A 24873-nucleotide genomic window follows, 5' to 3' on the forward strand; every position below is an offset into this window, starting at 1 on the left:
CGGGTCCACCCAAAAATCCATGCTCACTTTTCTAAACCTAGCCATCCACAACACTACCCTTCTTCTTGTTCATACTTCCACCCTTTATATATGGAAAAAGGAAGAAAAAGGACATGGTAATTTCATAAATTTGTGAATGTTTTATGACATACGCGTTTCTGGGTACCTCTTGTAACCATGGGAATGTTCTTTAAATATCTACATTCGCCTTTTATCTATAGAAAAATAATGGATGTACTAAGAAGGGGAAAACATACAAGCTAAAGTAACGACTGTTATTTGCCAGCAGCGGAGTCCAACTACTTGTTTTTAAGGTGATGCGGGAAATGGAGAAATTAAGGGGAAAAGTTAAATACAACCAGTACCTTATACGCGTTAGCGTTGTTTATTGCCATCGAATTCATTATAAAATTTTCATATTAGTCAATTATTATTTGCGAAGGCAGGCACGTTAGCTGGAATGAACGATTGGAAAATGACTCCGGGTGGTATTAGTGATGCGATGGTTTTCTTAGTGTACGGCATCCCTTCTGTTAATCTATCAGCCGGCTACCAAAATGAACACCAAGAAACGGAAACAGTAGATTACAAATCCACCTTCGAAACGGTATTGCTCGTAGAGTCGGTTTTGCATCATCAATTAATTAAACAAAATATTCCTTCTCATTTGTAAAGGTTTCTAAGATTTTTATATTGATGACAGTCTTAGAAGAATGTACCATCTCTGCCATGTTTTTTACCAGCAGTTGTAACGAAATTTACCACTTGCTGTAAATGTATTTACCAATAGAAAAACGTGGACGGTTTGAAGTAAAAAGCCTAAATCCTCATTATATTTATACCGAGGAATTAGGCTTTTGATCATGCACAATCACGCCGATTGTGGATAATCAACTACAACCGAAAAATACTGCAACTAATGGTCTTACTTTCTTGAAACTAATAATAATCATTCCTAAAAAAATGACTGACATTGTTATTAGAAATATAGTATAGAAATTTATCTTTAATCCGATGTTTACAGTTGTAAGAATGTCATTTCCTATCAGCCATTCAACCCATTTTGAAGCTCCCTCCGATTTGACAGTGAATTCAACTTCATGTGGTGGAGATAACGTTCCTAAAACACTGGTAAAATAAAAAACAATTACTAGAATAAAACTTTCTGCTTTTATCCAAGGACGTGGATTATAAGAAGAAATAGTCGCCGCCCTTTTGGTTAGAACGCCATTAATAAACGCAAATACCAATACGGGGATAATACTAATATGCTTTAAGAGTAGCATTTGACCGTATGGTAATAACCATGACTTTACATAGTTCTCAGGTTCAACTACATAAAGCATAAGCGTGATTCCACTTAAAAAAATGATAATAATACAAATTATTGCAAAAGGAGTAAACCATTTTAAAAATTTTGGCCATTTTCGTTGTTCCTTTGAAAACCAAGCAACATGTATTAAAATGCCTGTCCAAAGTGTAACCATTAAAAAATGAGCGGAATGAGCCAATAAACCCACCCAAAACGACAAAGACGCTACATGACTGGCGTATCCAACTCCTAATACGATTAATAATAGCCACAGTGCCTGTAGATATTTAGATCCGTTAACCAAGATAGTCATCCATAAGCACACTGACATAAACCCAATAAATAACCATGCCTGGCCCACTTGGAAATCCGTTAAAACTGAGAATATCGCAAGAGTAAGCCCCACACTGTCACTAAAATATGAAATTGTTTGAACTACAGGTCCTAATGTAAAGAAAAAAATACCCAAAGTCGATAGTAATAAAATATTCCTAGAAATGTTGATTTTAGGTTTATGGGAATCAGGTAGGAATTGTAGAACGACATGACCTATTAATATCGAAAAAACGATGTAATTTCCGATTTCCGCTATTGGAACCAAAACATGCATCTTATTTTTTCCTTCCAAAAAGCAACAACATACCAATAACCAAAATAATTACAACCACAACAGATATTATTAACTTGAACGAATCTGATGATTGTTTATTATTTTGGTCACTAGTTTGACTGCTTTTCTCTTTATTTTCAGCCTTACTATCCTCTTTGTCAGTCGTAATATGCTCTTTCGTTTCGGTCATTTTCTCTTGTTCTACCTTTTGCTCCATCTGGACCGTAAAAGGAATTTTACCTGTAATTAGGTGACCATCTTCCCCGGCAATACTCCATTCAATAACATAAGAGCCATTCTCTAAAGGAGTGGATAATGTACCAATCATTTGTTTTTCTTGAAGTTCAATGTTTAAAGGCACTTGCTGTTCATCCTTCAATAATCTTTTTTATCATGAATTAAAACATTTTGATTTTCAACCTTTTTTCAAGTTAATTTCATAAACTATATTTAGCTTTTCATGAGGTTCAAGTTGTACAAAGCAATTGATATTTACTGTAGAAAACAAAAAAAGAGCTATTCCTTAATTGGATAGCTCTTCCTACTTTTAATCTTTAATCTCTTCTTTCATTTCATCCATACAATTTTCAGGTGCCTTATCTGTTTCTTGATTTGTACTATCAGAAGCTTTTCCTTCAGCTTTTAATGCACATTCATCTTCGACCTGTTCTGTTTTATTTTTTACTGTATTCTGTTCCATCGTAAAGGAATTTGCAAAAACAACACCTACCACCCCAAAAAGACAGAAGGCTAGAAATATCGCCGCAGAAATCTTTTTCATTAAACATCTATTCCTTCCACTAATCATCTATTTTGGTACCGGTGTTGGCGTTGGTTCCCCAAAATCTTCATTTTTTTTAGTAATTAATCTATTAATTTCTTTTAATTCTTTTCCATCTTGATACATTTCAGTCGCCTCACGGGCGATCTCTACACAGATGTCTCAGGATATACCCATAGAATCCCATTCAGTCACTCGCATGTCATCTCCAAAGCTATCCACAAAGCAATCAAGATTGCTTTCATGTCCATCTTCGGCATAACAGCCACAATAACAAGGAACAGCTGCCAATGCTTCAGGATATTGTGCGGCCATAACATATGTTTCTTGTACTACTTCAGAGGCGTTAAGCACAAAGTCTGGTAGTGGCGTATGTTTTGAATCTAAAGCTATTTCTTCTTTAGAACCACATCCAGTTAGCAAACCCATAAATAGGGCACCGCTTAATAGAATACCTGTATATTTCATCAACAAATTCACCTCAAATCTGCTAGTCTTACCTAGCTGTCTTTATTTTAACAAGGAAACCATACTAACAACCGTGTTAATTGTTAAAGATGCCCAACGGATAAATAAACTTCTTTACTATGTGACAATTCAACAGCAATTTGAGCTCCTGAATTTCCTCCGCCTACAACAAGAGTAGTCCCTTCCTTTATTTGGCTAGGATTTTTATACATTGATGAATGAACCTGAAGTATATTTTCGGAAAGAAGATGAGAAAATTCTGGGATGAACGGTCTTTGGAAAGGGCCTGTTGCTATGATTACATTCCTACAGTGGTACTCACCTTGGGTTGTGTGCAATATAAAATGGTCTTCTTTATCCACTTTCTTAACAGTGGTATTAAGCTGAATAGGAAGTGAAAATGTTTTGGCATACAATGATAAATAATCTGTAATTTCATCTTTCGTTGGGTATAGTTTCTCTTCCCCTTTTAATGATAAACCTGGTAGTGAACTATAAGAACGAGGCGTAAAAAGGGTTAAAGAATCGTATCTTTTTTTCCAACTCTCACCGATAGCACTTTCCTTATTTAAAATTAAAAACGATAATTTTGTTTGTTTTAAGTAATACCCAATTGCAAGTCCTGCCTGACCTGCACCAATAACAAGAACATCATAAAACATTTTCTCTCCCCCTTTGAAAAAAAGGACTTCCCTAAAAACGGGAAGCCCTATCTTATCTGTCTTTTATTCTGAGAAGTCTTAGAGCATTTAAAGTTACAATCAGTGTGGCACCCATATCTGCAAATATGGCTATCCAGAGAGTCAACCAACCAGGGATCACTAACAATAAAGCAACAAGTTTAATCCCTAATGAAAATGTAATATTTTGTTTGATAATGTTTAATGCCTTTCGACTTAGCTTAACTGTAAACGGAAGTTTACCAAGATCATCAGCCATTAAAGCAATATCTGCGGTCTCAAGTGCTGTATCTGTTCCGGCTCCGCCCATCGCTATCCCCACTGTGGAAGCGGCCAATGCTGGTGCATCATTCACTCCATCTCCGACCATTGCAACACGGTTATATTTACTCCTAAGTTCTTTAATAAGGGTTAATTTATCTTGAGGTAAAAGGTCTGCCTTAATGTCAGATACTCCTACCTGTTGCCCAATGGCATTAGCCGTACCTTTATTATCGCCCGTTAACATGATGGTTTTTTGTATACCTAATGAGTGAAGTTTCTTTATGACTGATTTACTATTCCCTCTTACTTCATCAGCAACAGCAAGCAGTCCTAATATTTCTGTATCAGTCCCTGCAACCATGACAGTCTTCCCTTTATTTTGAAGGTCAGAGATAGTCGCTTTAAGGTTTGATGGAATTCCACTCGATAATATTTCATCAAATAAGTTTGGACTGCCTACATAATACGTCATATTGTTGACTACACCTTTTATACCCTTACCTGTAATAGAGGTAAAGTTTTCAATGGTCAGAGCCTTATAAGGTAAAACATCCTGTTCCGCTTTCTTCATAATGGCTGAAGCTAACGGATGCTGGGAACCATCTTCCAAGGCAAGCGATAATGGTTAGAAGTTCATCAGAATCTGCATTTGGTTGTGGAATGTAGTCTGTTACGACTGGAATACCGTGCGTTAAGGTTCCGGTTTTATCAAAGGCAATGGCCTTGATTGCTCCCATTTCCTCTAAATGAATTCCACCTTTAATTAGAATACCATTTCGAGCAGCATTTCCTATTGAGGTTACGATTGCAACTGGCGTTGAAATAACTAACGCACATGGACAACCAACCACTAGAGCAGCCAATCCTTGATAAATCCATTTGTCCCAATCTCCTCCAAAGAAGAGAGGTGGTACCACTGCTACGCCCAGTGCTATAAGCATAATGAGTGGCGTGTAATACTTTGCGAATCGATCCACAAATGCCTGAGAAGGTGCTCTTTCTGCTTGAGCTTCCTCTACCAAATGGATAATCTTTGCAATCGTTGTGTCGTCAACATGTTTGGTTACTCTTACTTCAAGTAAACCTTCTTCATTTAACGTTCCAGCAAACACTTCATCATCAACGTATTTTGCAACGGGAACCGATTCACCAGTAATCGCTGCTTGATTCACAGACGATAATCCCTTGACAACAATCCCGTCCATCGCAATTTTTTGTCCAGGTTTTACAATCATAATGTCGCCAATTTGAATATCGTCCACTTCAACCATAAATTCTTTATTTCCTCTTCGAATCAAGGCTTCTTTTGGAGCAATATCCATTAAGGAACGGATAGACTGACGAGCTTTATCCATTGAGTAAGTTTCAAGAGCTTCACTTATGGCAAACAGGATGACAACCGTTGCACCCTCTCCCCATTCACCAATAATGGCAGCACCTATAACCGCAATAGTCATTAGGGTTTTCATATCAAACTGCAAACGGATTAAATTCATTAATCCAGTTTTAAAAAGTCGATAACCACCTACTAAAATAGACGTGGCATATGCCAAAATTGAAGATACACTATCTTCTCCATTTAGTTCCGCTGAAATCCACCCAATTAGCAGGAAAACCAACGAGGCAATAACGGTTGAATGCTTTTGTAAAAATGGTTCTTTTTTCTCTTCAAATTTTTGCTTTTCAGGGATTACTTTTATGTTTTCAAAGGCCCCTGCCTTTTCTAGTTCCTCAATTGTTGTATCCCCATAAACCGTAAGTTTTGCAGCACCGAAGTTTACACTTGCATCAGAAACACCATCCAGGTGTTTTACGTTCTTTTCGAACTTTGTCGCACAGCCAGCTCAGGTGAATCCCTGCACTCGGTAAACTGTTTTTTCATTTGATTTTTCCAAACCAGCATTACTCATGGATTTTCACCTCCTTTTGATGTTCAAAGGCGATTTGTATTAGTTGTTTCACATGATCATCATCTAAGGAATAATACACTAATTTCCCTTCTTTACGATATTTCGCCAAGCCCAAATTACGAAGGAGTCTTAAATGATGAGATGTAGTAGCTGTGGTACTGCCCACAATATTGGCTACATCACATACACACAATTCATCTTCCTCACTTAAGGCATAAGCAATCCTTATTCTAGTGTCATCAGCCAAGGCCTTAAATATTTGTGCGACAGACAAAGTATCTTGTTGTGAAATAGAACTTTTTAGCCGATTTACTTTATCCTCATCCACGCATGTTACTTCACACACATCTTCTTGCTTCAATAGATCCTCTTGTTTCAAAAGATTGCTCCTCCTTATTCAAACCCTCATTTGATTATTTGTATATACAATAACGAATCCAATGGTCAAACAATTATTTGAATGTTTTAATAAAAATTACGATTTGGATATTGACAAAAAGATTGTCCGTGTCATAGAGTATTGGAAAACACAAATAGTTTTGCATTAAGGAAACTTTTTAAAGGGAGGTAAAACTATGTCTGAGAAAAAAATTTCTCGGCGGGATATTTTAAAGATTGGAACTACTGGTGCACTAGGGATAGCTGGCAGTATGTATTTAAATAAAATGGCACCCTTTTCTCGTGTAGTTCATGCAGAGGATCATACATCAAGTCATACTAGTCATACTGTAGATCACAGCAATATGCATGATTCTGCAATAACAGAGGGTTACAAGATGGCCAATCGTCTCTTAACTGAGTTTGATTATGGAAAAGTGACGAAATTATCAAATGGTCAAACCTTGAGGGAATATGAAGTTGCAGCCGTTGATAAGGAAATTGAAATTGCAAACGGGATTAAGTTTCCAGGTTGGACCTATAACGGAACCATCCCTGGACCCACATTTCGTTGTACTGAAGGGGATTTATTAAAATTTCATTTTACAAATCAGGGAAGTCACTCCCACTCTATTCACTTCCATGGTATTCACCCTCCTGAGATGGATGGATTAACTCCTATTGCTCCAGGTCAATCTTTCACTTATGAATTCGAAGCAAAGCCTTATGGCTTACAACTTTATCATTGCCATGTCTTACCGTTAGCACGACATATTCATAAAGGGTTATACGGAAATTTTATTATCGATCCAAAAAACCCACGGAAACCAGCATTAGAATTAAACATGGTCATGAATGCATATGACTTAGATTTAGATGGTGCAAATGAATTTTATACCGTGAATGGTTACGCTTTTGCTTTTATGAATCATCCAATAAAAATCAAAAAGGATGAGCTTGTCCGTATCTATTTAAGTAATTTAACCGAATTTGACTTGCTAAACTCTTTCCATTTACATGCGAACTATTTTACCTATATTCCAACAGGAAGAAATGACAATCCAACTCAATTTACAGACACCATTATGCAATGCCAGGGAGAACGTGGAATTATTGAAGTGCGTTTTCCGTACAAAGGCAGATATATGTTTCATGCTCATGTAAGTGAATTTGCCGAGCTTGGCTGGATGGGATTCTTTGAGGTTGAATAGAAAGGAGTGTAAATGATGAAAACAAAATGGCTGATTACCTTTCTAATTCCTCTAGTTCTGTTACTGCTGGTGTTAGGATGGGTATTTAAAAATGGTGCTGGAGTAGAACGAGATCCTGCGGCTCCAATTGAAGTGCTAAATGTTGAACAAATAAAAATAGTCCCATCAGGATTTGAGCTTGATGTAAGTAATACTGGACCAGAAACATTGACCATATCTCAAGTAATTGTTGATGATTCTGTGTGGACTTTTTCCATGACCCCAGATTCTACACTTAAACGGTTTGATGATGCAAAGGTAACAATTAATTATCCATGGGTTGAAGGTGATCCACATACCATTCTATTAATCTCCGAAAATGGGATTATTACAGAAGCAACAATTGATGCAGCAACCCTAACTCCTGAATTTTCTTGGGATAATGTGTTGAATTACGGATTTATTGGATTTTATGTAGGCATTGTTCCCATAACATTAGGTTTATTATGGTATCCATTCATGAAGCGTATGAAGAAAAACTGGATTAATGCCATCCTTGCACTTACTGTTGGTCTCCTACTCTTCTTATTTTTTGGGACGTTATTTGATGGATTTGAAATTGGAGCTGAAGCACCATCTGTCTTCCAAGGAAACATGGTAGTGATTATTAGCACGGTCCTTTCTTTTCTCCTATTGATTGGATTTGACCAGTACCAACAACAACGGCAAAAACGCAATGGGTATTCACCACTAGGAATTGCTTTATTAATGGCTACAGGTATTGGACTTCATAATTTTGGTGAAGGATTGGCAATTGGTTCTTCTTTTGCACTTGGTGAAGCTGCGTTAGGCACGTTTTTAATCATAGGTTTTACCCTGCATAATATCACTGAGGGGATTGGAATAGCCGCTCCATTATTATCAACAAAGCCAAAAATCAGCCAATTTGTGTTATTAGGTACGATTGCAGGTGCACCTGCCATATTAGGAACCTGGTTCGGTGGTTTTATCTTTTCACCCATTTGGGGTGCATTTTTCCTTGGAATAGGAGCTGGGGCTATATTACAGGTGATTTTCGTAATCTCCAAAATGCTAATGGAAGATCACAAAAAGAATAATGAACCTTTCGTATCATGGATGAATTTTACGGGCTTTACACTCGGAATATTAATCATGTATTTTACAGCTTTTTTTGTAAAATTTTAAGCTCTAATCAATGTCAGATATTTATATAAATGAAAGCGTGAATGGTAATGGGCTTTAAAGGAAGAAGTAAGTTTGGTAAATGGATGGATGAACAAAAAGGCGTTAATATATTTGAGTTAGAAAGGTTATCGAATCTTAGTAAAAGTACGATCTTAAAATTATGTTACAATCAGGACTATCGTCCGAGATTTTCCACAATAATTAAACTCAATCAAGGATTAAAAAAACTTGGTAAGGAAATTGATATTAACGAGTTTTTTTCCTGAATCTATTGTAGAAATGGTGATTCAAAGAGGAATTACAAATAACATATTAGGAGGGAAACTATGCTTCAAAATATCGGAATACCAGGTTTAATACTAATTGTAATGCTAGCCCTTATTATTTTTGGTCCTTCCAAGTTACCAGAACTCGGAAGAGCATTCGGCTCAACACTAAGAGAATTTAAACAATCAACAAAAGGGCTCATGGATGATAATCACGAAAAAGAAAAAGAGTAGCTGATATTAAAGGTGGCCATCCTGCTAAGACGATGAGCCACCCTTTTTTTCTTCCTTATTCCGCTTTTTTGGTAACCGTAAATTCTTTTTTAGGCATGTTGTGCATGTCTCTTGCCGTAACATGGGCGATAACAAAGTAATCCCCCTCTACTGAAAAAGTCTTCGATATAGAATATATGCCATTACCTTGATGTTCACCAAGAACCTTCTCATGTGTTTCTTCATCAGATTTCCATATTTCAAATTCCACTTTCTTAGCGTCTTCTACTTTCTCATTACCCTGTGTGACATGTGCTTCAATAAACACTTCTTTATTTACTTTGATTATCTCTGGGAGTTCAATGACAACTTCCACAAATTCTGGTAGTTCTTCTGATTTTTGTTCTTTTGAACACCCTGCTAAAACAAAAAGTACACACAGTGTGAGGAATAGAACTTTTTTCATTAGCCTTTACTCCAATTCTTGGTTAATAGTATTGTCACATTTTAAATAGTGCTCGTTCCATAATTTATTATATCGACAATTTCATTTCCGTTTGTGTCCAATTTCTGAACTTAATATAAGAATGGTAAATTTTTTATTTGAGATTGAATGATTGAATCAATTAACAGAAATCAGTATTCTAATATTAACAACATTGAAATATTAGAAAGGAAGGAAGTTTAGATGAAGAAGTATATATTCCCCATACTGACTGCCTTCACTTTAGTTACAGGTTGTTCCTCATCAGGGGAACAGTCATCTAAGGAAGAGCAGAACAGCGACGGACACGGACACCATGAGCAAAGTGCTCCTGTTCTCACCTACGAAATGGGCAGCGATGATTGGTCTGCAATTACGACTTATAGTGACAGTCCAGAAGTTTTAGAGGCTTACCAGTTCGCAGTGGCACATCCAGAGGTGCTAAACTATATGCCTTGCTATTGCGGATGTTACGAAGAAGACGGCCATACTAGTAATACCAATTGTTTTGTTGACCATGTTGAAGGGAATACTGCTACCCTTGATACAATGGGCTTTGGCTGAGGGGTCTGTGTTGACATAGCCCGTGAGGCTAAATCAGAGTTTGAAAAAGGAACACCTTTAAAAGATATACGAAACATGATCGATGAGAAATACAAGAGTACTGGAACACCATCTACTCCTACACCTATGCCAGAGGTTTAAAAAAACGCTGATTTACTCAGCGTTTCTTTTGTATAATCAAATTAACAATTATGTCAATGCAATCTGAAATTTACAGGTTGTTAAGATTTATACACCACCTGTTTGGTAGATAAATTTTAATTTCACATTAAACTAACTTCCCTTTAGTTTTAGTGAAAATATTCACAAAAGCTCTAAAACAGATGGAGTTTATTGAGCAGTATTTAGTCAAATTAGAAAAGGCAATCACTTAGAATGTAATCGCCTCTTAGATAGTTATCTTCTACCAGATATAGTTTTATATTAATTTACATTTATCCCTTCCCAACTGGAAAGCTAAGGGGTTTGTTCTCCTTGTTTTCCGCAATAATTTCCAAAGTCCTTTGAATACCGATGTTGTAGATAAGTAATAACAGCAAGTTTTCACGCTGTTTTTCACCGTATTCATCGGGCCCAATTAGTTCTCCATCCCAGCTCTCCATCGAAACTGGTGAATATTTTTCATATAGATCATAATTTACTGGTTGTGGTTCGTTTTTCAATCGTAAATCGGTCACTACAATCCCCCCACATTTGAATTCTGTTAGTAAGGGTATTATTTCACAAAGTTAGCTAATAGTTAAGTCCTTTGCTACGCAGTATTGAGTCAAATGAACAACAACTTATTGAATCAAATACTTTTTATGTTGCTCTCGCTTTCGCTCATGAGTAATCTTTGCATACCTTAGTGTCGTATCAGGTGAACTATGTCCTAAGAGTTCTTGAATCGCAACCAGTTCGGCACCATTATTTAAGGTTAAAGTAGCAAAAGTGTGTCTCAAAACATGTGGACTTACTTTGTCTTGTAAACCTGCTTTTTGAGCGATTATATATATTTCTCTTTGTATTCCTCGTTTAGATAATCTTCTATAAGGCTTTCTCTCTGTAACCATCAAGGCTCCACAATTGTCATTTCTTCCTTTTAAATATTTACCTAAATGATACATTGCTCTAATGGAAAAATAGACTTCCCTTTGTTTATCCCCTTTACCAATAACTAATGTGCTCATATTTTGTAGATTGATATCAGATTTATCTAATCCATGAACTTCAGACAATCTACAACCCGTTGCATACAATATTTCTAGAAAAGCACGCTGCCTGACTGTTTCGCAGGATTCTCTTAACATTTCTAGTTCTTCGATTGATAATGATTTAGGAAGTCGGTATTCTTCTTTTGGAGCTTTTAATTTGGTGCTTGGATCACGTTTAATATATTCTTCTGAAGCTAACCAACTAAAAAAGCTCTTTAAAACAGATAATTTCTTTCTAATTGTGCTCATTTTTAAGGTCCCATCTTGACTTAAATACATTCGTACATCTGCCGTAGCTATGTCCTCAACCTTCTTTTTTACGATATCAGCAAACATACTTAATTCCATGAGGTAGTTGTCTAGAGTAATAGAACTTAAACCTTCTAGTTTTTTTGCTGAAATGAACAATTGTATTTTATCCTCAAGGTCTGGATGTATCTCACCTAACTTAACTCTTTGAATATAATACGCTGATTGTACAGTAGACAATTTATTCTTTGTACTTTCCACTTCAATATTAGGATACAAATCTTTTAAAGCAGCTACTAAATCTGATAATATTTGCTCACCTAGATTCATATTGATCAACCCTCCTTAGTACTCATTAATAACTAAGGATTACCTATACAAACACCAAAAATACCAACTGAGTGAGTATGGACCGCTTTTTTGTCTTTGATTTTATAATTTGAATAAGGAAGAGACGATTACTTTTGGGGTAATCGTCTCTTAGTGGTTGTGTACAGATAGTATCGTTGTACTGTACAGCAATGACTTTGTTTTACTAGTTATGTTTCTTCAAAATTAGCCACCCGATAGTTTCAATCTTATTGAATTGCGATTCCTTATTTTTTTATTATTATCTTAAATCTAAATAGCGAGAATCGGATAAATTAACTGGTTGTAAATTTTCTTGTTACTTCGTTACTTCAAAAACCATTATAAATTTCGACCATCTAGATTCAAGATATCTTTGTTCAATTTTTCTAAAACCAACATTTCGAAGTATGTTTTGGAAATTATCTTCTTCGAACAAATTTGTTTTCCACCATAGCCTACCAGTTAGGTTGGTAACAAAATTACGTCTAGTAATAAAGATTAGCATTTTACCTCCTTCTTTAAGTAATTGTTTTAAGTTTCCTAATGCATTACTAATCTGTTCTCTAGGGATATACTCCAATAATGTTGATGAAATAATAAGGTCATATCCGTTCCAATTACCTGGTAGTGAATCGATATTTAAGACATCAGCCCTAGCTAATTCTGTATTATTTAGTCCTTCTTCCCCTTTTTGCTTTTCAAATATGTCTAACATACCTTGAGTAAGATCAAAAGCATTAAATACTAACCCATCGTATCCTAATTCATTTACAACTTTATTGAGAGTTCTTGTAATAACTCCTGTTCCACATCCAGCATCTAAAACCTTTAATTGCGATTGTAAAAAGTTATAGTTCCTAAAGAAAGTGTAAAGTTCTTTACCCCAACCTAGTCGATTAACATACAAAGATTCATATGTTAATGCCCTCTTTGTATATAATTCTTCGATTTTACTATTTGTTTTCGACTGAGTTCTTTTACTTTCCAATATATTCCCCCCTCATTTATTTTTCTTATAACCATTCACCATTTAGCCCAACTCATAACCTCTGAAATGGTCAACATCAATCATTTTTTATTATCAATGATGTTTCGCAATGTAGAGATCCCTTCTATAATAACTAGTTGCTCATCTTTGTTTGCAGTCTTTACTTTTGCAAGTAAAGGAACATAATATTCAGGGATCAACTTTTCAATATAGTCTTTAACTTGTTCAGAGATGTAAATACGAGTAAATCTCCGATCTGATTTGTCAGTTTTTCGTTCAACTAAATTTTGTTTTTCTAATCGATCTATTATTCCAGATACTGTACTATGAGTAAGTCCAATATTTTTGCCCAATTCTTTTACGGTTAAACCGTTGCAATCTACCAGTGTATCAAGCACCATTAACTGGGGACCAGTAAGTTGACCTTTAGCTATTTCTTTATCTATATCTTGCTGTATAGCCTTTTGAATTACTTTCAAATTTTTAATGAAGTTGCCCCAATCAATTTCATTGTCCAACAAATTCACCTCTTAAAATAATAAGTCGTAACACGACACGTCGTGTTACGACTTATTATAATACTTCAATTTATTACTGTCAAAACAAGTAAAGTCCTTTTGTTATTTAAATTGATTACAGAAAAAACTATACTACATATCTGATTCAGTTTTATCTTAAGTATACTCTTTCACAAAGTCATTTTAAGCACTCATTTAATGCGCAGTATGTGTCTACTACGTAATACAAGAGTTAATCTGGGCCGTTTGCAGAAGACTAATCTTATTGAAAGTCAATCAATTTTTTATAACAATTAATATCTTAATTAGTACCTTAATCAGAACATCTATTAACAGAAAAAATCATTTAATAGAACAACTGAATTATTATCTCTGTTGCTCTATTTTTATTAAAAATATGAAATTACACTGTTTATTCTTTAACCGCTAAAACAACATCAGCATAAAATTCACCATCTACTACCACTTCATAACGCCACAAGCCGCTTTTTGGAACTGAAAAGGTAGCAGTGAAGCGTTCTAAAGTGGAATAGCCTGTTGACGGCTCTTTTATTATTTCAGGGGATAATCCCGTAATTTTTTCTCCTGTTTCATTATGGTAAGCATAAATAGCCAATTCTTTCCCTTTGAAAGTGTCAAAAGGTGCCGTGAAATGAAATAGGTATCCATACGGTTTTCTTGCTGAAAGAGATGGGTCTGGAGCAACCATCAATAACACTTTTCCATCTTTCGCATAAATATCTCTCATTTCTGTCAGTTCTTTACTCATTGAACTCCAAAAATCTTTCGTACGAATTAACATTCCCTCTATTTTGTGCTCTTCCGTTAAATTTGCTTGCCCCGTTACCATCCCAGTTTCTGGTTTTTCACTGCCTTCTTTTTGGAACTGTAATTCTACTGTGAAATTATAAACGCTATCTTTTGGATCTACTTCTTCATATTCAATGCTTTTTATAATAAAATTGTCATAATCATTACTTGGTCGAATCATTACGAACGAACCATAGTTATTAACGAAATCTCTATAGGACGTTTCATTTGCAAAATAATCTTTAAATAGCTTTTCTTCATATTGATTTAACGATTCAAACTTTTCTTCGCTTTCTTTTTCCAATATTTGTTTCAATTCATCACTTGGACCTGTAAGGCTATTCTGTAATACAGTTTCAATCGTCTTTATATTCTCATTTTGAGTTTTCGTTTCCTTTTTTTCCGTACATCCAGCTATGATTAATAAAAGGAAAGTAAATACAGCGGTTGCAAAGTATTTATTCATTCTATTTTTCAAGTAATCCCCCCCTTAATTCATGATATCATAACTTTTTCCAATTATCTCCAAAAAAATAGTTCACTTATTTACAAGTGAACTACTTGGAACGACCGTACTATTTTCTCTAACATGGTGTGCTAATCGCGATTGATGCTCGCCTTGCTGATTATGATAGGTTATACCAGGAATACCGTCTCTGTGGTTTATACTTATTATTTCCCACAGCATTTTTTATATTTTTTTCCACTGCCACATGGGCATGGATCATTTCTGCCTACTTTATTTTCCTTATGAAAAGGACCATTTTGAAGCATTTGCTGTTTATGTACAGTCTGATCGTTCATCACTCTTTTTAATACAGTTTGTTTCCACTTTTCTAAGTCAGGGTGATGTTCACCTAATATGGAATAATAGCTATAGACTGTTTTTTCAACATCATAATGACTTGAGAAGTACTCTTTTTTCATATGATCGCTTATTTCGGGAAGTGCCTCGGAGGAAAATTGAAAACAAAGTGCTTCGATCAACATATCCTGATCCTCAGATTCTTCTGCAGACTGATAAGCCTTTCTTAAGGCAAGGACAGCACTGTCTGTTTTAATATTTTCCATAACGGAGGTTGCAAAAATAATCGATTCCGCTTTCCTCAAATACGGTTCTACCGCCTTAACCACTTCGTCACTCTGAAACCGAATTAATGCATCGCGCACTTCCTCTAATACTAAATCTTCATCCCGTTCTAACAAATTCGCCAATAATGGAATATACTTTTCCAGTCTTAGTAATCCAATCATGTAAATCGTTACTATTCCTTTATAAGAAAACCATTTTTCATTTAAATTATCTTCTATCGTCCTATCAATCTCCTCTACCGTGATCCAGCCATTTTTCACTATGCGTGCTGCCAGTTCTTTCGCCTTACTATATAGTTCATAATTATAATATTCTGTTTGTTCGAGGTCATTTAATGCTTTTTCATATTCTGTGCATACTTCTTCCTCTGTCCCATTAACCTCTAACTCAATTAATTTCCATCTTTCCTTACTTATGTATCTTTCAAGTGGTTTTCTGTATGATAGAGCAAATTCTGGTTCAATACCGTTTATCAATCTTATCGCTAAATGGATCTTGAATTGGTCCATCCGAGGGATATTATCTATCAGAACCTTGACTGCTTCCTCGTTAAACTTCTGATTCTCTAAATAAATTAAAATCTTCTCTTTTTCTTTAAAAGCTTCCCTAAGTAATTCAATGGTCCATTCTTCCGGTAAATTTGGTAAATCTTTTATGGAACGAAGTACAGTTTCTTGAATTAAACGATCATGGCTCATTAAGTGCGGTTTAATCTTTTCTAAAAATGTCATCATAACCATCCTTTCACTCTATTTTGGACTTTTTGCCCCTCAATTCTATTGTATTATTTAAGGAAATAGGAGTCTATTTTGTGATTCGTTTTTTGAAAAAATCCCTAGAAAAAGTGTCATACACTATTTACAAAATGATACGACCTAAAGGGTACTTTATTTTCTCCACTAGGTACTTCCCCTACTATGTATACTTGATATAAAAAGACCATGCATTCTCATTACAACATACTTAGTGGTAAAAAACTCCTTCAATTAAGAAGAGACATTAATTTTTTAAAATTATTGTCTCTTGAAGGTAACACTCCCTATTTTATTAAAACGGTAAACCAATCAATGGAAGGCTTTTGAGCCTATATCTGTTCGGTAATAAGCACCATTAAAAGATACCTTTTCTACTGACTGGTAAGCTAATTCTCGTGCTTCTTTGAGACTTTCTCCAACAGCAGGCACTCCTAGAACACGGCCGCCTGCGCTTTTCAATTTGCTGCCTCCTTATTGGCAAGACTTTGAATCACTTCTGGTAACAAGCTGTGCTCCTGCTCTTGAATCTTTTTTGTTAGTGTTTCTCTTGTCTCATATAAATCGATTGGAATGGCTCGTTGTGCAATAACAGGACCTGTATCCATTCCTTCATCTACATAATGGACCGTCACACCCGTCACCTTTACCCCATAATCGAGGGCTTGGCCAATGGCATCTTTCCCTGCGAATGCTGGTAATAAGGATGGGTGGACATTAATGATTTTTCTATCATAGGCCTCGAGTAAAACATGACCCAAAAGTCTCATATAGCCAGCCAAAACGATAAAATCAACCTTCCTTTGTGTTAGCTTTTCAAGAATCTCTTCTTCATAAGCTTGTTTGTTAGGATAATCCTTCGCATGAAAAGTAAACACCGGGATTGAATGATCTTTTGCTTTCTGGACTGCTAGGGCTTGAGGGCGGTCACTGACTAGTAAAGCGACTTGAACGTTCGTAATTTTTCTAGACTGGATGGCTTCCAAAATCGCTGTAAAATTAGAACCTGTACCAGAAGCAAAAACCGCAATCTTCATACTTACTCCTTTTTGAATACGACTTCTTCGGTTCCTTTTTGGACTGTACCAATTTCAAACGCATCTTCCCCTAACGATTGTAGGTGCTCCAAAATTTCACGTGAGTCTGCAGCATCAACGACTAGAATCATCCCGATTCCCATATTAAACGTTCGGAACATATCATAATCGGATATTTTGCCTGTAGCTTGGATAAAGGAAAAAATCGGCGGGATTTTCCATGATCCATCCCTTATCTCAGCCTGTAAGCCTTCGGGTAAAATTCGTGGAATGTTATCGTAAAAGCCCCCGCCTGTCACATGTACCAGACCAGAGACAGGATATTTCCGCACCGTTGAAAGGACCGATTTCACATAAATTTTCGTCGGTTCGAGTAACACCGCCCCCAATTCAGCTCCCAATTGATCCACATAATCACCTAAGGAAAGCTTAGCATCCTCCAAAAGAACTTTTCGGACAAGTGAAAACCCATTGCTATGTACACCACTTGAAGTTAATCCAATCAGTACCTGACCTTCCTTGACTTTGGATCCATCAATCACATGTTTTTGATCGACGATCCCCACTGTAAAGCCAGCGATATCATATTCCTCGCCCTGATACATCCCCGGCATCTCGGCTGTTTCGCCGCCAATGAGTGAACACCCTGCCTGCAGGCATCCATCTGCAATTCCTTTCACGATCGATTCAATTTTCTCGGGAATGATTTCACCACAGGCTAGATAGTCTAGAAAAAAAAGTGGCTCTGCCCCTTGGACAATGACATCATTTACACACATGGCAACTGCATCAATCCCGATGGTATCGTGCTTGTTGATAGCAAAGGCGATTTTCAATTTGGTCCCAACACCATCTGTACCAGAAACAAAAACCGGCTCTTCCATCCCCGTTAAGTCTGGTTTAAAAAGAGCCCCAAAACCTCCTAATCCAGTTAATACTTCGGGACGGAAGGTTTTTTTTACATGTTTTTTCATTCTTTCAACCGCTTCATTGCCCGCATCTATATTGACTCCTGCTTGGCGGTACGCATCGCTCATTGGTTTGTTTCCCTCCTTACGGTAAACTTGCAGAGATTTCCTGCATGTTGAATTTTTTTACTAATCCCGAACGCATAATGTCTGGGATGGCATTTCTCCATGCACTATCCAATTCAGCAACCGGCTGAGAAATCACGTTCTTACCATGATGGGTAATCGATAATTCCGTCCCTTTCACCATGCCGATTTCTTTTATTGGTACCTCGAGTTGTTTCGCCATTTCCATTATCCTTTCACCATGTTTCGGTGTGACCGAAATAATAATACGAGATTGAGATTCACTAAATAGAGTAAAGTCTGATCGAAGTTCTTCCGTTAACTGAATGACCGCTCCCAGCTTTCCGCCGATACAGCTTTCCGCTAGTGCCACTGCGATACCACCTTCGGCTGTATCATGGGCGGATTGCACCAATCCTTCTTGAATCAACTTTAGGGTAAGAGCTTGAATCTTCTTTTCCAACTCTAGGTTTAACTGTGGTGGTCTCCCTTCCATTTTTCCTGTCACCATTTTTTGGTATTCTGAACCACCTATTTCTGCCTTGGTTTCCCCCATTAAAAAGATTAAATCCCCCTCTTTTTTAAATTCCTGAGTCGTTATATGATTGGTATCTCTAATTAAACCTACCATTCCAATGGTCGGTGTCGGAAAAATCGCTTCTCCTTTTGTCTCATTATAAAGACTGACGTTCCCGCCAATGACTGGCGTATTAAGCTGACGGCACGCTTCACTTATGCCATCAGCAGCCTTTTCAAACTGCCAGAAGATTTCCGGTTTTTCCGGGCTGCCAAAGTTTAAGTTATCGGTAATGGCTAAAGGCTCCGCACCGGAACAAACGACATTACGGGCTGCTTCTGCAACAGCGATCGCTCCCCCAACGAACGGATCAAGATAAACATATCTTCCATTACAATCTGTCGTCATCGCCAATGCTTTCCGTGTGCCGCGGATGGCCACGACCGCAGCATCCGATCCAGGTATGACCGCTGTATTGGTTCTCACCATATAGTCATATTGTTGATACACCCACTCTTTGCTGGCAATGGTAGGGGATGCTAGCAGCTTCTTTAATACGATATTATAGTCATTTGGTTCTGCTATTGTTTGAGCGGGATCTAAGGATGAATATTGTTGGTAATATGGAGCCTCTTTAGAGGGCTTACAATAGACCGGCGCGTCTTCTGCCAGCTTGTCTGCCGGGATTTCCGCCACCACCTCTCCTTTGTGAAGTAAACGGAGTTGGTTATCATCTGTTACCCGGCCAATCACAGCAGAGTGAAGTCCCCATTTGTCAAAAATCTTTTTTACTTCTTCTTCTTTTCCTTTTTTCGCCACCACCAGCATTCTCTCTTGTGATTCTGAGAGCATCATTTCGTAGGCACTCATTCCTTTTTCGCGTTGTGGAACGAGATCAAGATCCAATTCAACGCCATTTCCTGCTTTACTTGCCATTTCGGAGCTGGAGCTCGTTAATCCTGCTGCCCCCATATCCTGTATCCCTACCACATGGCCGGAGGCTATCAATTCGAGAGTCGCTTCCAGCAGCAATTTTTCCATAAAAGGATCGCCCACTTGGACAGCCGGACGCTTTGCTTCGGAATTCTCGCTCAATTCTTCTGATGCAAAGGTCGCTCCATGAATGCCGTCTCTTCCAGTAGCCGCGCCAACATAAATAACGGGGTTACCAATCCCTTTCGCCACGCCTTTTTGAATTTGATTATGATCGATTAAACCCACACACATAGCATTAACAAGGGGATTTCCTTCATAAGAAGAATCAAAGTAGATCTCGCCGCCAACCGTAGGAATGCCCATACAATTCCCATATCCTGCAATACCGGCGACCACATTTTCAAATATATATTTGGTTTTTGGATTATCAAGTTCGCCAAATCTTAATGAGTTCAATAGCGCAATCGGGCGCGCACCCATGGAAAAAACATCACGAATAATCCCTCCAACACCTGTAGCAGCCCCTTGATAAGGTTCAATGGCCGATGGATGATTGTGGCTTTCAATTTTAAACACGACTGCTTGTTGGTCTCCAATATCGACAATCCCCGCTCCTTCACCAGGACCTTGGAGAACATGAGGGCCGGAAGTCGGAAAACGCTTGAGGACTACCTTCGAATTTTTATAGCTGCAATGCTCGGACCACATCACACTAAAGATGCCCGTTTCGGTATAATTCGGTTTCCGCCCGAGAATCTCGATTACTTTTTCAAACTCTTCGTCCGTCAAACCCATTTCTCGATAGACCTTCTGCTCGACAATTTGTTCAGGAGTTGGTTCTTTATACTGTGCCATGTTGTTTCCTCCAGTAACTTAAAATAGATGAAAACATCCGTTTTCCGTCATCTGTTCCCAGCCATTTATGAACGGCACGTTCCGGGTGGGGCATTAATCCTAACACATTGCCTCTCTCATTGATTACCCCTGCAATCTCGGAAATCGAACCATTTGGATTCGTCCCCTGATACCTGAATACGATTTGATTGTTCTCTTCTAAATACTTCAGCGTTTCTTGGTCGCAATAATAATTTCCGTCACCATGGGCAATGGGAATCCGGATCGTTTCGCCTTCCAGGTAGTCTGATGTGAACGGTGTTTGGTTGTTTTCGACTATTAGGTCAATGGTGTCACAATGGAATTTCAACATTTGATTTCTTCTTAAAGCACCTGGCAGAAGATTCGCTTCGGTCAGGATTTGAAATCCATTGCAGACACCCAGAATCAATTTTCCCTCCTCCGCTGCGATTTTCACCTGCTCCATGACAGGAGACAGACTCGCTACAGCCCCCGGCCGCAAATAATCGCCATAAGAGAATCCTCCCGGAACAAGAATCGCATCATATTTTGACAGGTCCGTTTCTAGATGCCATACATATTCGACAGGCTGTTCAATCGTATCTAAAATAGCTTTATACATATCTACATCACAGTTTGAACCAGGAAAAACCAGTACAGCAAAGTTCAACTTACTCCCCCCTATCCTTCCAGCTTATTAACATCAAACCTAAAGTCTTCAATTACAGTATTGGCTAAGAGCTTTTCACACATATCCCTGACCCGTTCTTCTGCTGCCGTTTGTTCATCACCGTTAATTTCAAGCTCCATGTATTTCCCGATTCGTACATCTCCAACCTCGTCGTACCCAAGCGAATGCAGTGACTCGTGAACCGCATTCCCTTGTGGGTCCAACACACTTTCTCTTAATGTTACATACACCGTTGCTTTAAACATTGACACTACCCCCAATTCTCCGCAGGATTTCATGATAGGCTTCCTCTACATTTCCTAAATCACGTCTAAACCGATCTTTATCTAATTTTTTCTTTGTATGGGCATCCCAAAAACGACACGTATCGGGGGAGATTTCATCCGCTAAAATAATATCTCCAGCTGGAGTTTTGCCGAACTCCAATTTAAAATCAACTAAGATAATCTCTTTGTTTAAAAGATATTCGTTCAAGATTTCATTGATTTTCAAAGCTTGTTTTCGAATGCTGGCTAATTCTTCCTCTGTTGCCAGTCCAAGAATCGCGATGTGATCATGGTTAATTAAAGGGTCCCCTAGTTCATCATTTTTATAGTAGAATTCCACTATCGTTTGAGGGAGCTCCTTCCCTTCCTCCCATCCAAGCCTTTTTGCGAGTGAGCCTGCGGAAATGTTTCGAACCACCACCTCTATGGGGATAATTTCCACTTGATGGACAATCTGTTCGGTTGATGAGACTTTTTTTATAAAATGATTGTCCATCCCTTTTTCTTTCAACAAACTAAGAAAAATGGCACTAATCTCGTTATTTAACGTTCCTTTTCCAGCGATTTTCCCTTTTTTCCCACCATTGAAGGCAGTGGCATCATCTTTATATTCAATCCAATACGTTCCTGACTCGGATGTTTTAAATACCTTTTTTGCTTTACCTTCATAAAGCATTTCTAATTTTTCCATTACATTTCTCCTTTACTCCGTCTTATCGAACAAATTTTCCTCCTAAAATCAGACCAACTTTTTTTACTACTGATGTTAAGGTATCCTGAATGACATTCCTTTACTTTTATTAACCAACAAAATTTTATCGTTACACGCTGACTACTAGAAAATGAATATAAAAGGATAGAAATTTTTCTTTCGCCCAAAATAAGGGAATGAACATCACGGGAGGCAGACAAAATGGATTCAGAAATGAAGGAGAAATGCGGGGTATTTGGTGTTTTTAATCACCCCAAAGCAGCCCATTTAACCTATTATGGACTTCATGCACTTCAACACCGCGGTCAGGAGAGTGCAGGAATTGTGGCTGCGGATGGGAAATCATTCAGGCATCACCGAGGAATGGGATTAGTTACGCAGGTATTTTCCCGTGAGACCCTTGATGGATTAACCGGAAATATGGCCATTGGCCATGTCCGTTATTCAACTTCTGGTGCAAGTTTATTACAAAACGCTCAGCCCCTCGTCTTTAAATACAGTGAGGGTGATTTGGCTGTTGCCCATAACGGGAATCTTGTGAATGCCCATATCGAACGGAAAGTGCTCCAGCAGCAAGGGGCCATCTTTCAGACAACAACGGATACAGAAATTATCGCCCACCTTATCGCCCGTTCAAGTAAAAAATATTTTAATCAAGCTGGACCTGAAGTTCTTAAGCGGATTGACGGATCATTCGCTTTACTCATTATGACAGAGAAACAAATGCTCGTTGCCCTGGATCGTCATGGATTACGCCCCCTTAGCCTCGGAAAAATTGGCGAATCTATTGTCGCGGCTTCCGAAACATGTGCGTTAAATGCGGTAGATGCTACGTTCTGGAGAGACGTTGAACCGGGTGAATGGCTTCTCATTGATGAAAAGGGTGTTCAAACAGGAAGATTTGCTGAAAAAGGCGAGGTTTCCCTTTGTTCTTTTGAATTTGTTTATTTTGCTCGTCCGGATAGCGTGATTCATGGAAGAAGTGTATTAACCATCCGGAAAGAGTTAGGCCAAATTCTAGCAAAGGAACATCCGGTACCAGCAGATGTTGTGGTTGCCGTGCCGGAATCTAGTGTTCCTGCAGCGATGGGGTATGCACAACAAGCAGGAATTCCGTATGAAATGGGAATCATCAAAAACCCTTATGCGGGCCGTTCCTTTATTGAACCCACCCAGGAATTGCGCGACCTGGCCGTTCGTCTAAAATTAAGTGCAGTACGAGAAATTCTCGAGGATAAGCGAGTTGTGCTGGTTGATGATTCCATTGTTCGGGGAACGACAAGCAAACGCATTGTTCAATTGATTCGTCAAGCAGGTGCCAAAGAGGTCCACGTACGTATCAGCTCCCCTATGGTCAAAAACCCTTGTTTTTATGGAGTGGATATGCCTACAAAAGAAGAACTATTTGCCAATAAACATGAACAAGAACAAGCGATGGGGAAAGTAATCGGAGCAGATTCTTTAGCTTTTTTAAGTACGGAAGGGTTATTAGAGGCGGTTGATGTAGATTTAGCAGACACCAGCAGCCGCTGTATCGCCTGTTTTAGTGGGGCATATCCAACTAACTTGTATTTGAAGTGAAAGATGCCAATGTGGGACCATGGGGACGGTTCTAGCGGTCCATTTTGTCTAACTTGTACCATAGGAACCGTCCCCTTGGACACCTCTGGACACCTCTGGACACCTTAAAACTGAATGTTGATTTCACTAAGTTTATAAAATAAGCGGAGAATTTCCGTTTAAATTGGAAAACAACACTATTTCCTTAAAAATAAGCGGAGTTTTTCCGCTTATTGAATCCAAATCCATGGATTTTGTCATATTTAAAGCAGTTATGGTCTTCTGTCAAGAAAGTGGACAATAAAATTTGAGACTATTGAAACCAAAAACCCTACCGCACTTCGTTTGGTATGGTATTAGAAATGGGCAGTCGAAATACATGACTGACCATTTCTAATACCAAATGTGTCTTTATGAGATTATTTCGGATTTATTTACCGAGTGGTTTCTCTCAAATTGGTTCGGGGATGTATTTCCTAATGTTGAATGTTTTCGTCTTTCATTATAAATGCTGCTAATATAATAACTTACCGCCTTAATCGCTTCTGCCCTTGTTTTAAATCGCCTTCTATAAATCAAATCCTTTTTAAGGGTGGCATGAAACGACTCAATACAAGCATTATCATAAGGATCACCTTTTTTACTCATACTGATGTTCATTTCTTTCTCTTTCAAGATATCAATATATTCATGAGAACAATACTGAGACCCACGGTCTGAATGGTGAAGTAATTCCTTTCCAGGCTGTCTTTGAATAATCGCCATATTCAATGCTTGTATAGCTAATTCTTTCCTCATATGGCTTGCTAAACTAAAGCCGACAATCTTTCTTGAAAATAGATCCATTACCGATGCCAAATAAAGCCATCCCTCAAGCGTCCAAATATAGGTAATATCTGTAACCCACACTTGATTAGGTTCTTCTACACTAAATTGACGATTGAGTATATTAGGATAAATGTTTAAATCATGATTTGAATCAGTT

General features: G+C 37.7%; 26 protein-coding genes and 2 pseudogenes. 6 read left to right on the forward strand and 22 right to left on the reverse strand.

From position 1 onward, the window contains the following. The first annotated feature begins 460 nt into the window (after positions 1–460). The gene (locus ACY3XC_RS28200) at positions 461–673 is read left to right on the forward strand and encodes a hypothetical protein (protein ID WP_464871487.1); all 213 of its coding nucleotides are present in this window, start codon (positions 461–463) and stop codon (positions 671–673) included. A 217-nt stretch (positions 674–890) separates the two neighbouring features. Here the strand turns inward: ACY3XC_RS28200 and ACY3XC_RS28205 are convergent, their stop codons facing one another. The 7 genes and pseudogenes from ACY3XC_RS28205 to ACY3XC_RS28235 all read right to left on the reverse strand — a co-directional run bounded on the left by ACY3XC_RS28205 (position 891) and on the right by ACY3XC_RS28235 (position 6386). Next, positions 891–1922: a copper resistance D family protein gene (locus ACY3XC_RS28205; protein ID WP_464871488.1), complete on the reverse strand. Its 1032-nt coding sequence runs from the start codon at positions 1920–1922 to the stop codon at positions 891–893. 1 nt (position 1923) lies between these two features. After that, on the reverse strand, positions 1924–2283 hold the full coding sequence (locus ACY3XC_RS28210; protein ID WP_464871489.1) for a copper resistance CopC family protein: 360 nt from the start codon (positions 2281–2283) through the stop codon (positions 1924–1926). Positions 2284–2469: 186 nt separating this feature from the next. Beyond that, positions 2470–2703 carry a hypothetical protein gene (locus tag ACY3XC_RS28215; RefSeq protein ID WP_464871490.1) on the reverse strand — a complete coding sequence of 78 codons (234 nt, stop codon included), beginning with the start codon at positions 2701–2703 and terminating at the stop codon, positions 2470–2472. Between the two features lie 27 nt (positions 2704–2730). Then, on the reverse strand, positions 2731–3171 hold the full coding sequence (locus ACY3XC_RS28220; protein WP_464871491.1) for a PCYCGC motif-containing (lipo)protein: 441 nt from the start codon (positions 3169–3171) through the stop codon (positions 2731–2733). 89 nt (positions 3172–3260) lie between these two features. Then, positions 3261–3833: pseudogene (locus tag ACY3XC_RS28225) on the reverse strand (flavin-containing monooxygenase); the annotation flags it as partial. A gap of 52 nt (positions 3834–3885) precedes the next feature. Beyond that, a pseudogene (locus ACY3XC_RS28230) lies at positions 3886–6025 on the reverse strand (heavy metal translocating P-type ATPase). Then, positions 6018–6386 (reverse strand): ArsR/SmtB family transcription factor, encoded by a 369-nt coding sequence (locus tag ACY3XC_RS28235; RefSeq protein ID WP_464871511.1) that lies wholly within the window; start codon positions 6384–6386, stop codon positions 6018–6020. Before ACY3XC_RS28235 ends, ACY3XC_RS28230 begins: the two are co-directional and overlap by 8 nt. Positions 6387–6600: 214 nt before the next feature. Here ACY3XC_RS28235 and ACY3XC_RS28240 point away from each other — a divergent pair, with 214 nt between their 5' ends. From ACY3XC_RS28240 to ACY3XC_RS28250, 3 genes are all read left to right on the forward strand, one after another. Further along, on the forward strand, positions 6601–7614 hold the full coding sequence (locus ACY3XC_RS28240) for a multicopper oxidase domain-containing protein (protein ID WP_464871492.1): 1014 nt from the start codon (positions 6601–6603) through the stop codon (positions 7612–7614). Between the two features lie 15 nt (positions 7615–7629). Continuing rightward, positions 7630–8799: a ZIP family metal transporter gene (locus ACY3XC_RS28245; protein ID WP_464871512.1), complete on the forward strand. Its 1170-nt coding sequence runs from the start codon at positions 7630–7632 to the stop codon at positions 8797–8799. A gap of 326 nt (positions 8800–9125) precedes the next feature. Next, positions 9126–9299, forward strand: coding sequence for a twin-arginine translocase TatA/TatE family subunit (locus ACY3XC_RS28250; RefSeq protein ID WP_374932518.1), 174 nt, complete (start codon positions 9126–9128; stop codon positions 9297–9299). Positions 9300–9354: 55 nt separating this feature from the next. Here ACY3XC_RS28250 and ACY3XC_RS28255 read toward each other — a convergent pair whose 3' ends face one another. Further along, positions 9355–9744: a FixH family protein gene (locus ACY3XC_RS28255; RefSeq protein ID WP_464871493.1), complete on the reverse strand. Its 390-nt coding sequence runs from the start codon at positions 9742–9744 to the stop codon at positions 9355–9357. Positions 9745–9966: 222 nt separating this feature from the next. Between ACY3XC_RS28255 and ACY3XC_RS28260 the strand changes: the two genes are divergently transcribed. Beyond that, positions 9967–10467: a PCYCGC motif-containing (lipo)protein gene (locus ACY3XC_RS28260; RefSeq protein ID WP_464871494.1), complete on the forward strand. Its 501-nt coding sequence runs from the start codon at positions 9967–9969 to the stop codon at positions 10465–10467. 293 nt (positions 10468–10760) lie between these two features. On the opposite strand, the gene ACY3XC_RS28265 is transcribed toward ACY3XC_RS28260, so the two are convergent. The 13 genes from ACY3XC_RS28265 to purC form a co-directional block, all read right to left on the reverse strand. After that, positions 10761–11003: a hypothetical protein gene (locus ACY3XC_RS28265; RefSeq protein WP_464871495.1), complete on the reverse strand. Its 243-nt coding sequence runs from the start codon at positions 11001–11003 to the stop codon at positions 10761–10763. Between the two features lie 105 nt (positions 11004–11108). Next, on the reverse strand, positions 11109–12098 hold the full coding sequence (gene xerA, locus ACY3XC_RS28270; protein ID WP_464871496.1) for a site-specific tyrosine recombinase/integron integrase: 990 nt from the start codon (positions 12096–12098) through the stop codon (positions 11109–11111). Between the two features lie 337 nt (positions 12099–12435). Next, entirely contained in the window at positions 12436–13107 is a 672-nt protein-coding gene (locus ACY3XC_RS28275; protein WP_464871497.1) for a class I SAM-dependent methyltransferase, read from the reverse strand. Between the two features lie 80 nt (positions 13108–13187). Further along, positions 13188–13625 carry a MarR family winged helix-turn-helix transcriptional regulator gene (locus ACY3XC_RS28280; protein WP_464871498.1) on the reverse strand — a complete coding sequence of 146 codons (438 nt, stop codon included), beginning with the start codon at positions 13623–13625 and terminating at the stop codon, positions 13188–13190. A 412-nt stretch (positions 13626–14037) separates the two neighbouring features. Further along, a complete protein-coding gene (locus tag ACY3XC_RS28285; RefSeq protein WP_464871499.1) occupies positions 14038–14913 on the reverse strand; it encodes a hypothetical protein in 876 nt (291 codons plus the stop codon). Positions 14914–15107: 194 nt separating this feature from the next. Beyond that, positions 15108–16262 carry a YecA family protein gene (locus ACY3XC_RS28290; RefSeq protein ID WP_464871500.1) on the reverse strand — a complete coding sequence of 385 codons (1155 nt, stop codon included), beginning with the start codon at positions 16260–16262 and terminating at the stop codon, positions 15108–15110. Between the two features lie 330 nt (positions 16263–16592). Then, positions 16593–16742, reverse strand: coding sequence for a phosphoribosylglycinamide synthetase C domain-containing protein (locus ACY3XC_RS28295; RefSeq protein ID WP_464871501.1), 150 nt, complete (start codon positions 16740–16742; stop codon positions 16593–16595). Continuing rightward, a complete protein-coding gene (gene purN / locus ACY3XC_RS28300; protein ID WP_464871502.1) occupies positions 16739–17317 on the reverse strand; it encodes a phosphoribosylglycinamide formyltransferase in 579 nt (192 codons plus the stop codon). The genes ACY3XC_RS28295 and purN overlap by 4 nt, the downstream gene beginning before the upstream one ends. Before the next feature lie 2 nt (positions 17318–17319). Then, entirely contained in the window at positions 17320–18354 is a 1035-nt protein-coding gene (gene purM / locus ACY3XC_RS28305) for a phosphoribosylformylglycinamidine cyclo-ligase (RefSeq protein ID WP_464871503.1), read from the reverse strand. A gap of 16 nt (positions 18355–18370) precedes the next feature. Continuing rightward, positions 18371–20659, reverse strand: a complete 2289-nt coding sequence (gene purL, locus ACY3XC_RS28310) for a phosphoribosylformylglycinamidine synthase subunit PurL (protein ID WP_464871504.1) — start codon at positions 20657–20659, stop codon at positions 18371–18373. Beyond that, positions 20646–21329 carry a phosphoribosylformylglycinamidine synthase subunit PurQ gene (gene purQ / locus ACY3XC_RS28315; RefSeq protein ID WP_464871505.1) on the reverse strand — a complete coding sequence of 228 codons (684 nt, stop codon included), beginning with the start codon at positions 21327–21329 and terminating at the stop codon, positions 20646–20648. Before purQ ends, purL begins: the two co-directional genes overlap by 14 nt. Positions 21330–21340: 11 nt before the next feature. Further along, on the reverse strand, positions 21341–21595 hold the full coding sequence (gene purS / locus ACY3XC_RS28320) for a phosphoribosylformylglycinamidine synthase subunit PurS (protein WP_464871506.1): 255 nt from the start codon (positions 21593–21595) through the stop codon (positions 21341–21343). Next, positions 21588–22307 (reverse strand): phosphoribosylaminoimidazolesuccinocarboxamide synthase, encoded by a 720-nt coding sequence (gene purC / locus ACY3XC_RS28325; RefSeq protein ID WP_464871507.1) that lies wholly within the window; start codon positions 22305–22307, stop codon positions 21588–21590. The genes purS and purC overlap by 8 nt, the downstream gene beginning before the upstream one ends. 222 nt (positions 22308–22529) lie before the next feature. On the opposite strand from purC, the gene purF reads away from it, so the two are divergent. Further along, complete coding sequence (gene purF, locus ACY3XC_RS28330; protein ID WP_464871508.1) at positions 22530–23909, forward strand: amidophosphoribosyltransferase; 1380 nt, start codon at positions 22530–22532, stop codon at positions 23907–23909. A 390-nt stretch (positions 23910–24299) separates the two neighbouring features. On the opposite strand, the gene ACY3XC_RS28335 is transcribed toward purF, so the two are convergent. After that, positions 24300–24873, reverse strand: a 574-nt coding sequence (locus ACY3XC_RS28335; protein ID WP_464871510.1) for an IS3 family transposase, incomplete at its 5' end; no start/stop codon positions are given.

It is taken from the genome of Bacillus sp. CZDM1 (assembly GCF_055502545.1).

Coding starts and splice junctions, on each gene's coding strand:
- ACY3XC_RS28200 (WP_464871487.1), top strand. CDS start 461: ATGAACGATTGGAAAATGACTCCGGGTGGTATTAGTGATGCGATGGTT.
- ACY3XC_RS28205 (WP_464871488.1), bottom strand. CDS start 1,922: ATGCATGTTTTGGTTCCAATAGCGGAAATCGGAAATTACATCGTTTTT.
- ACY3XC_RS28215 (WP_464871490.1), bottom strand. CDS start 2,703: ATGAAAAAGATTTCTGCGGCGATATTTCTAGCCTTCTGTCTTTTTGGG.
- ACY3XC_RS28240 (WP_464871492.1), top strand. CDS start 6,601: ATGTCTGAGAAAAAAATTTCTCGGCGGGATATTTTAAAGATTGGAACT.
- ACY3XC_RS28245 (WP_464871512.1), top strand. CDS start 7,630: ATGAAAACAAAATGGCTGATTACCTTTCTAATTCCTCTAGTTCTGTTA.
- ACY3XC_RS28250 (WP_374932518.1), top strand. CDS start 9,126: ATGCTTCAAAATATCGGAATACCAGGTTTAATACTAATTGTAATGCTA.
- ACY3XC_RS28255 (WP_464871493.1), bottom strand. CDS start 9,744: ATGAAAAAAGTTCTATTCCTCACACTGTGTGTACTTTTTGTTTTAGCA.
- xerA (WP_464871496.1), bottom strand. CDS start 12,098: ATGAATCTAGGTGAGCAAATATTATCAGATTTAGTAGCTGCTTTAAAA.
- ACY3XC_RS28290 (WP_464871500.1), bottom strand. CDS start 16,262: ATGATGACATTTTTAGAAAAGATTAAACCGCACTTAATGAGCCATGAT.
- purN (WP_464871502.1), bottom strand. CDS start 17,317: ATGAAGATTGCGGTTTTTGCTTCTGGTACAGGTTCTAATTTTACAGCG.
- purM (WP_464871503.1), bottom strand. CDS start 18,354: ATGAGCGATGCGTACCGCCAAGCAGGAGTCAATATAGATGCGGGCAAT.
- purL (WP_464871504.1), bottom strand. CDS start 20,659: ATGGCACAGTATAAAGAACCAACTCCTGAACAAATTGTCGAGCAGAAG.
- purS (WP_464871506.1), bottom strand. CDS start 21,595: ATGTTTAAAGCAACGGTGTATGTAACATTAAGAGAAAGTGTGTTGGAC.
- purC (WP_464871507.1), bottom strand. CDS start 22,307: ATGGAAAAATTAGAAATGCTTTATGAAGGTAAAGCAAAAAAGGTATTT.
- purF (WP_464871508.1), top strand. CDS start 22,530: ATGGATTCAGAAATGAAGGAGAAATGCGGGGTATTTGGTGTTTTTAAT.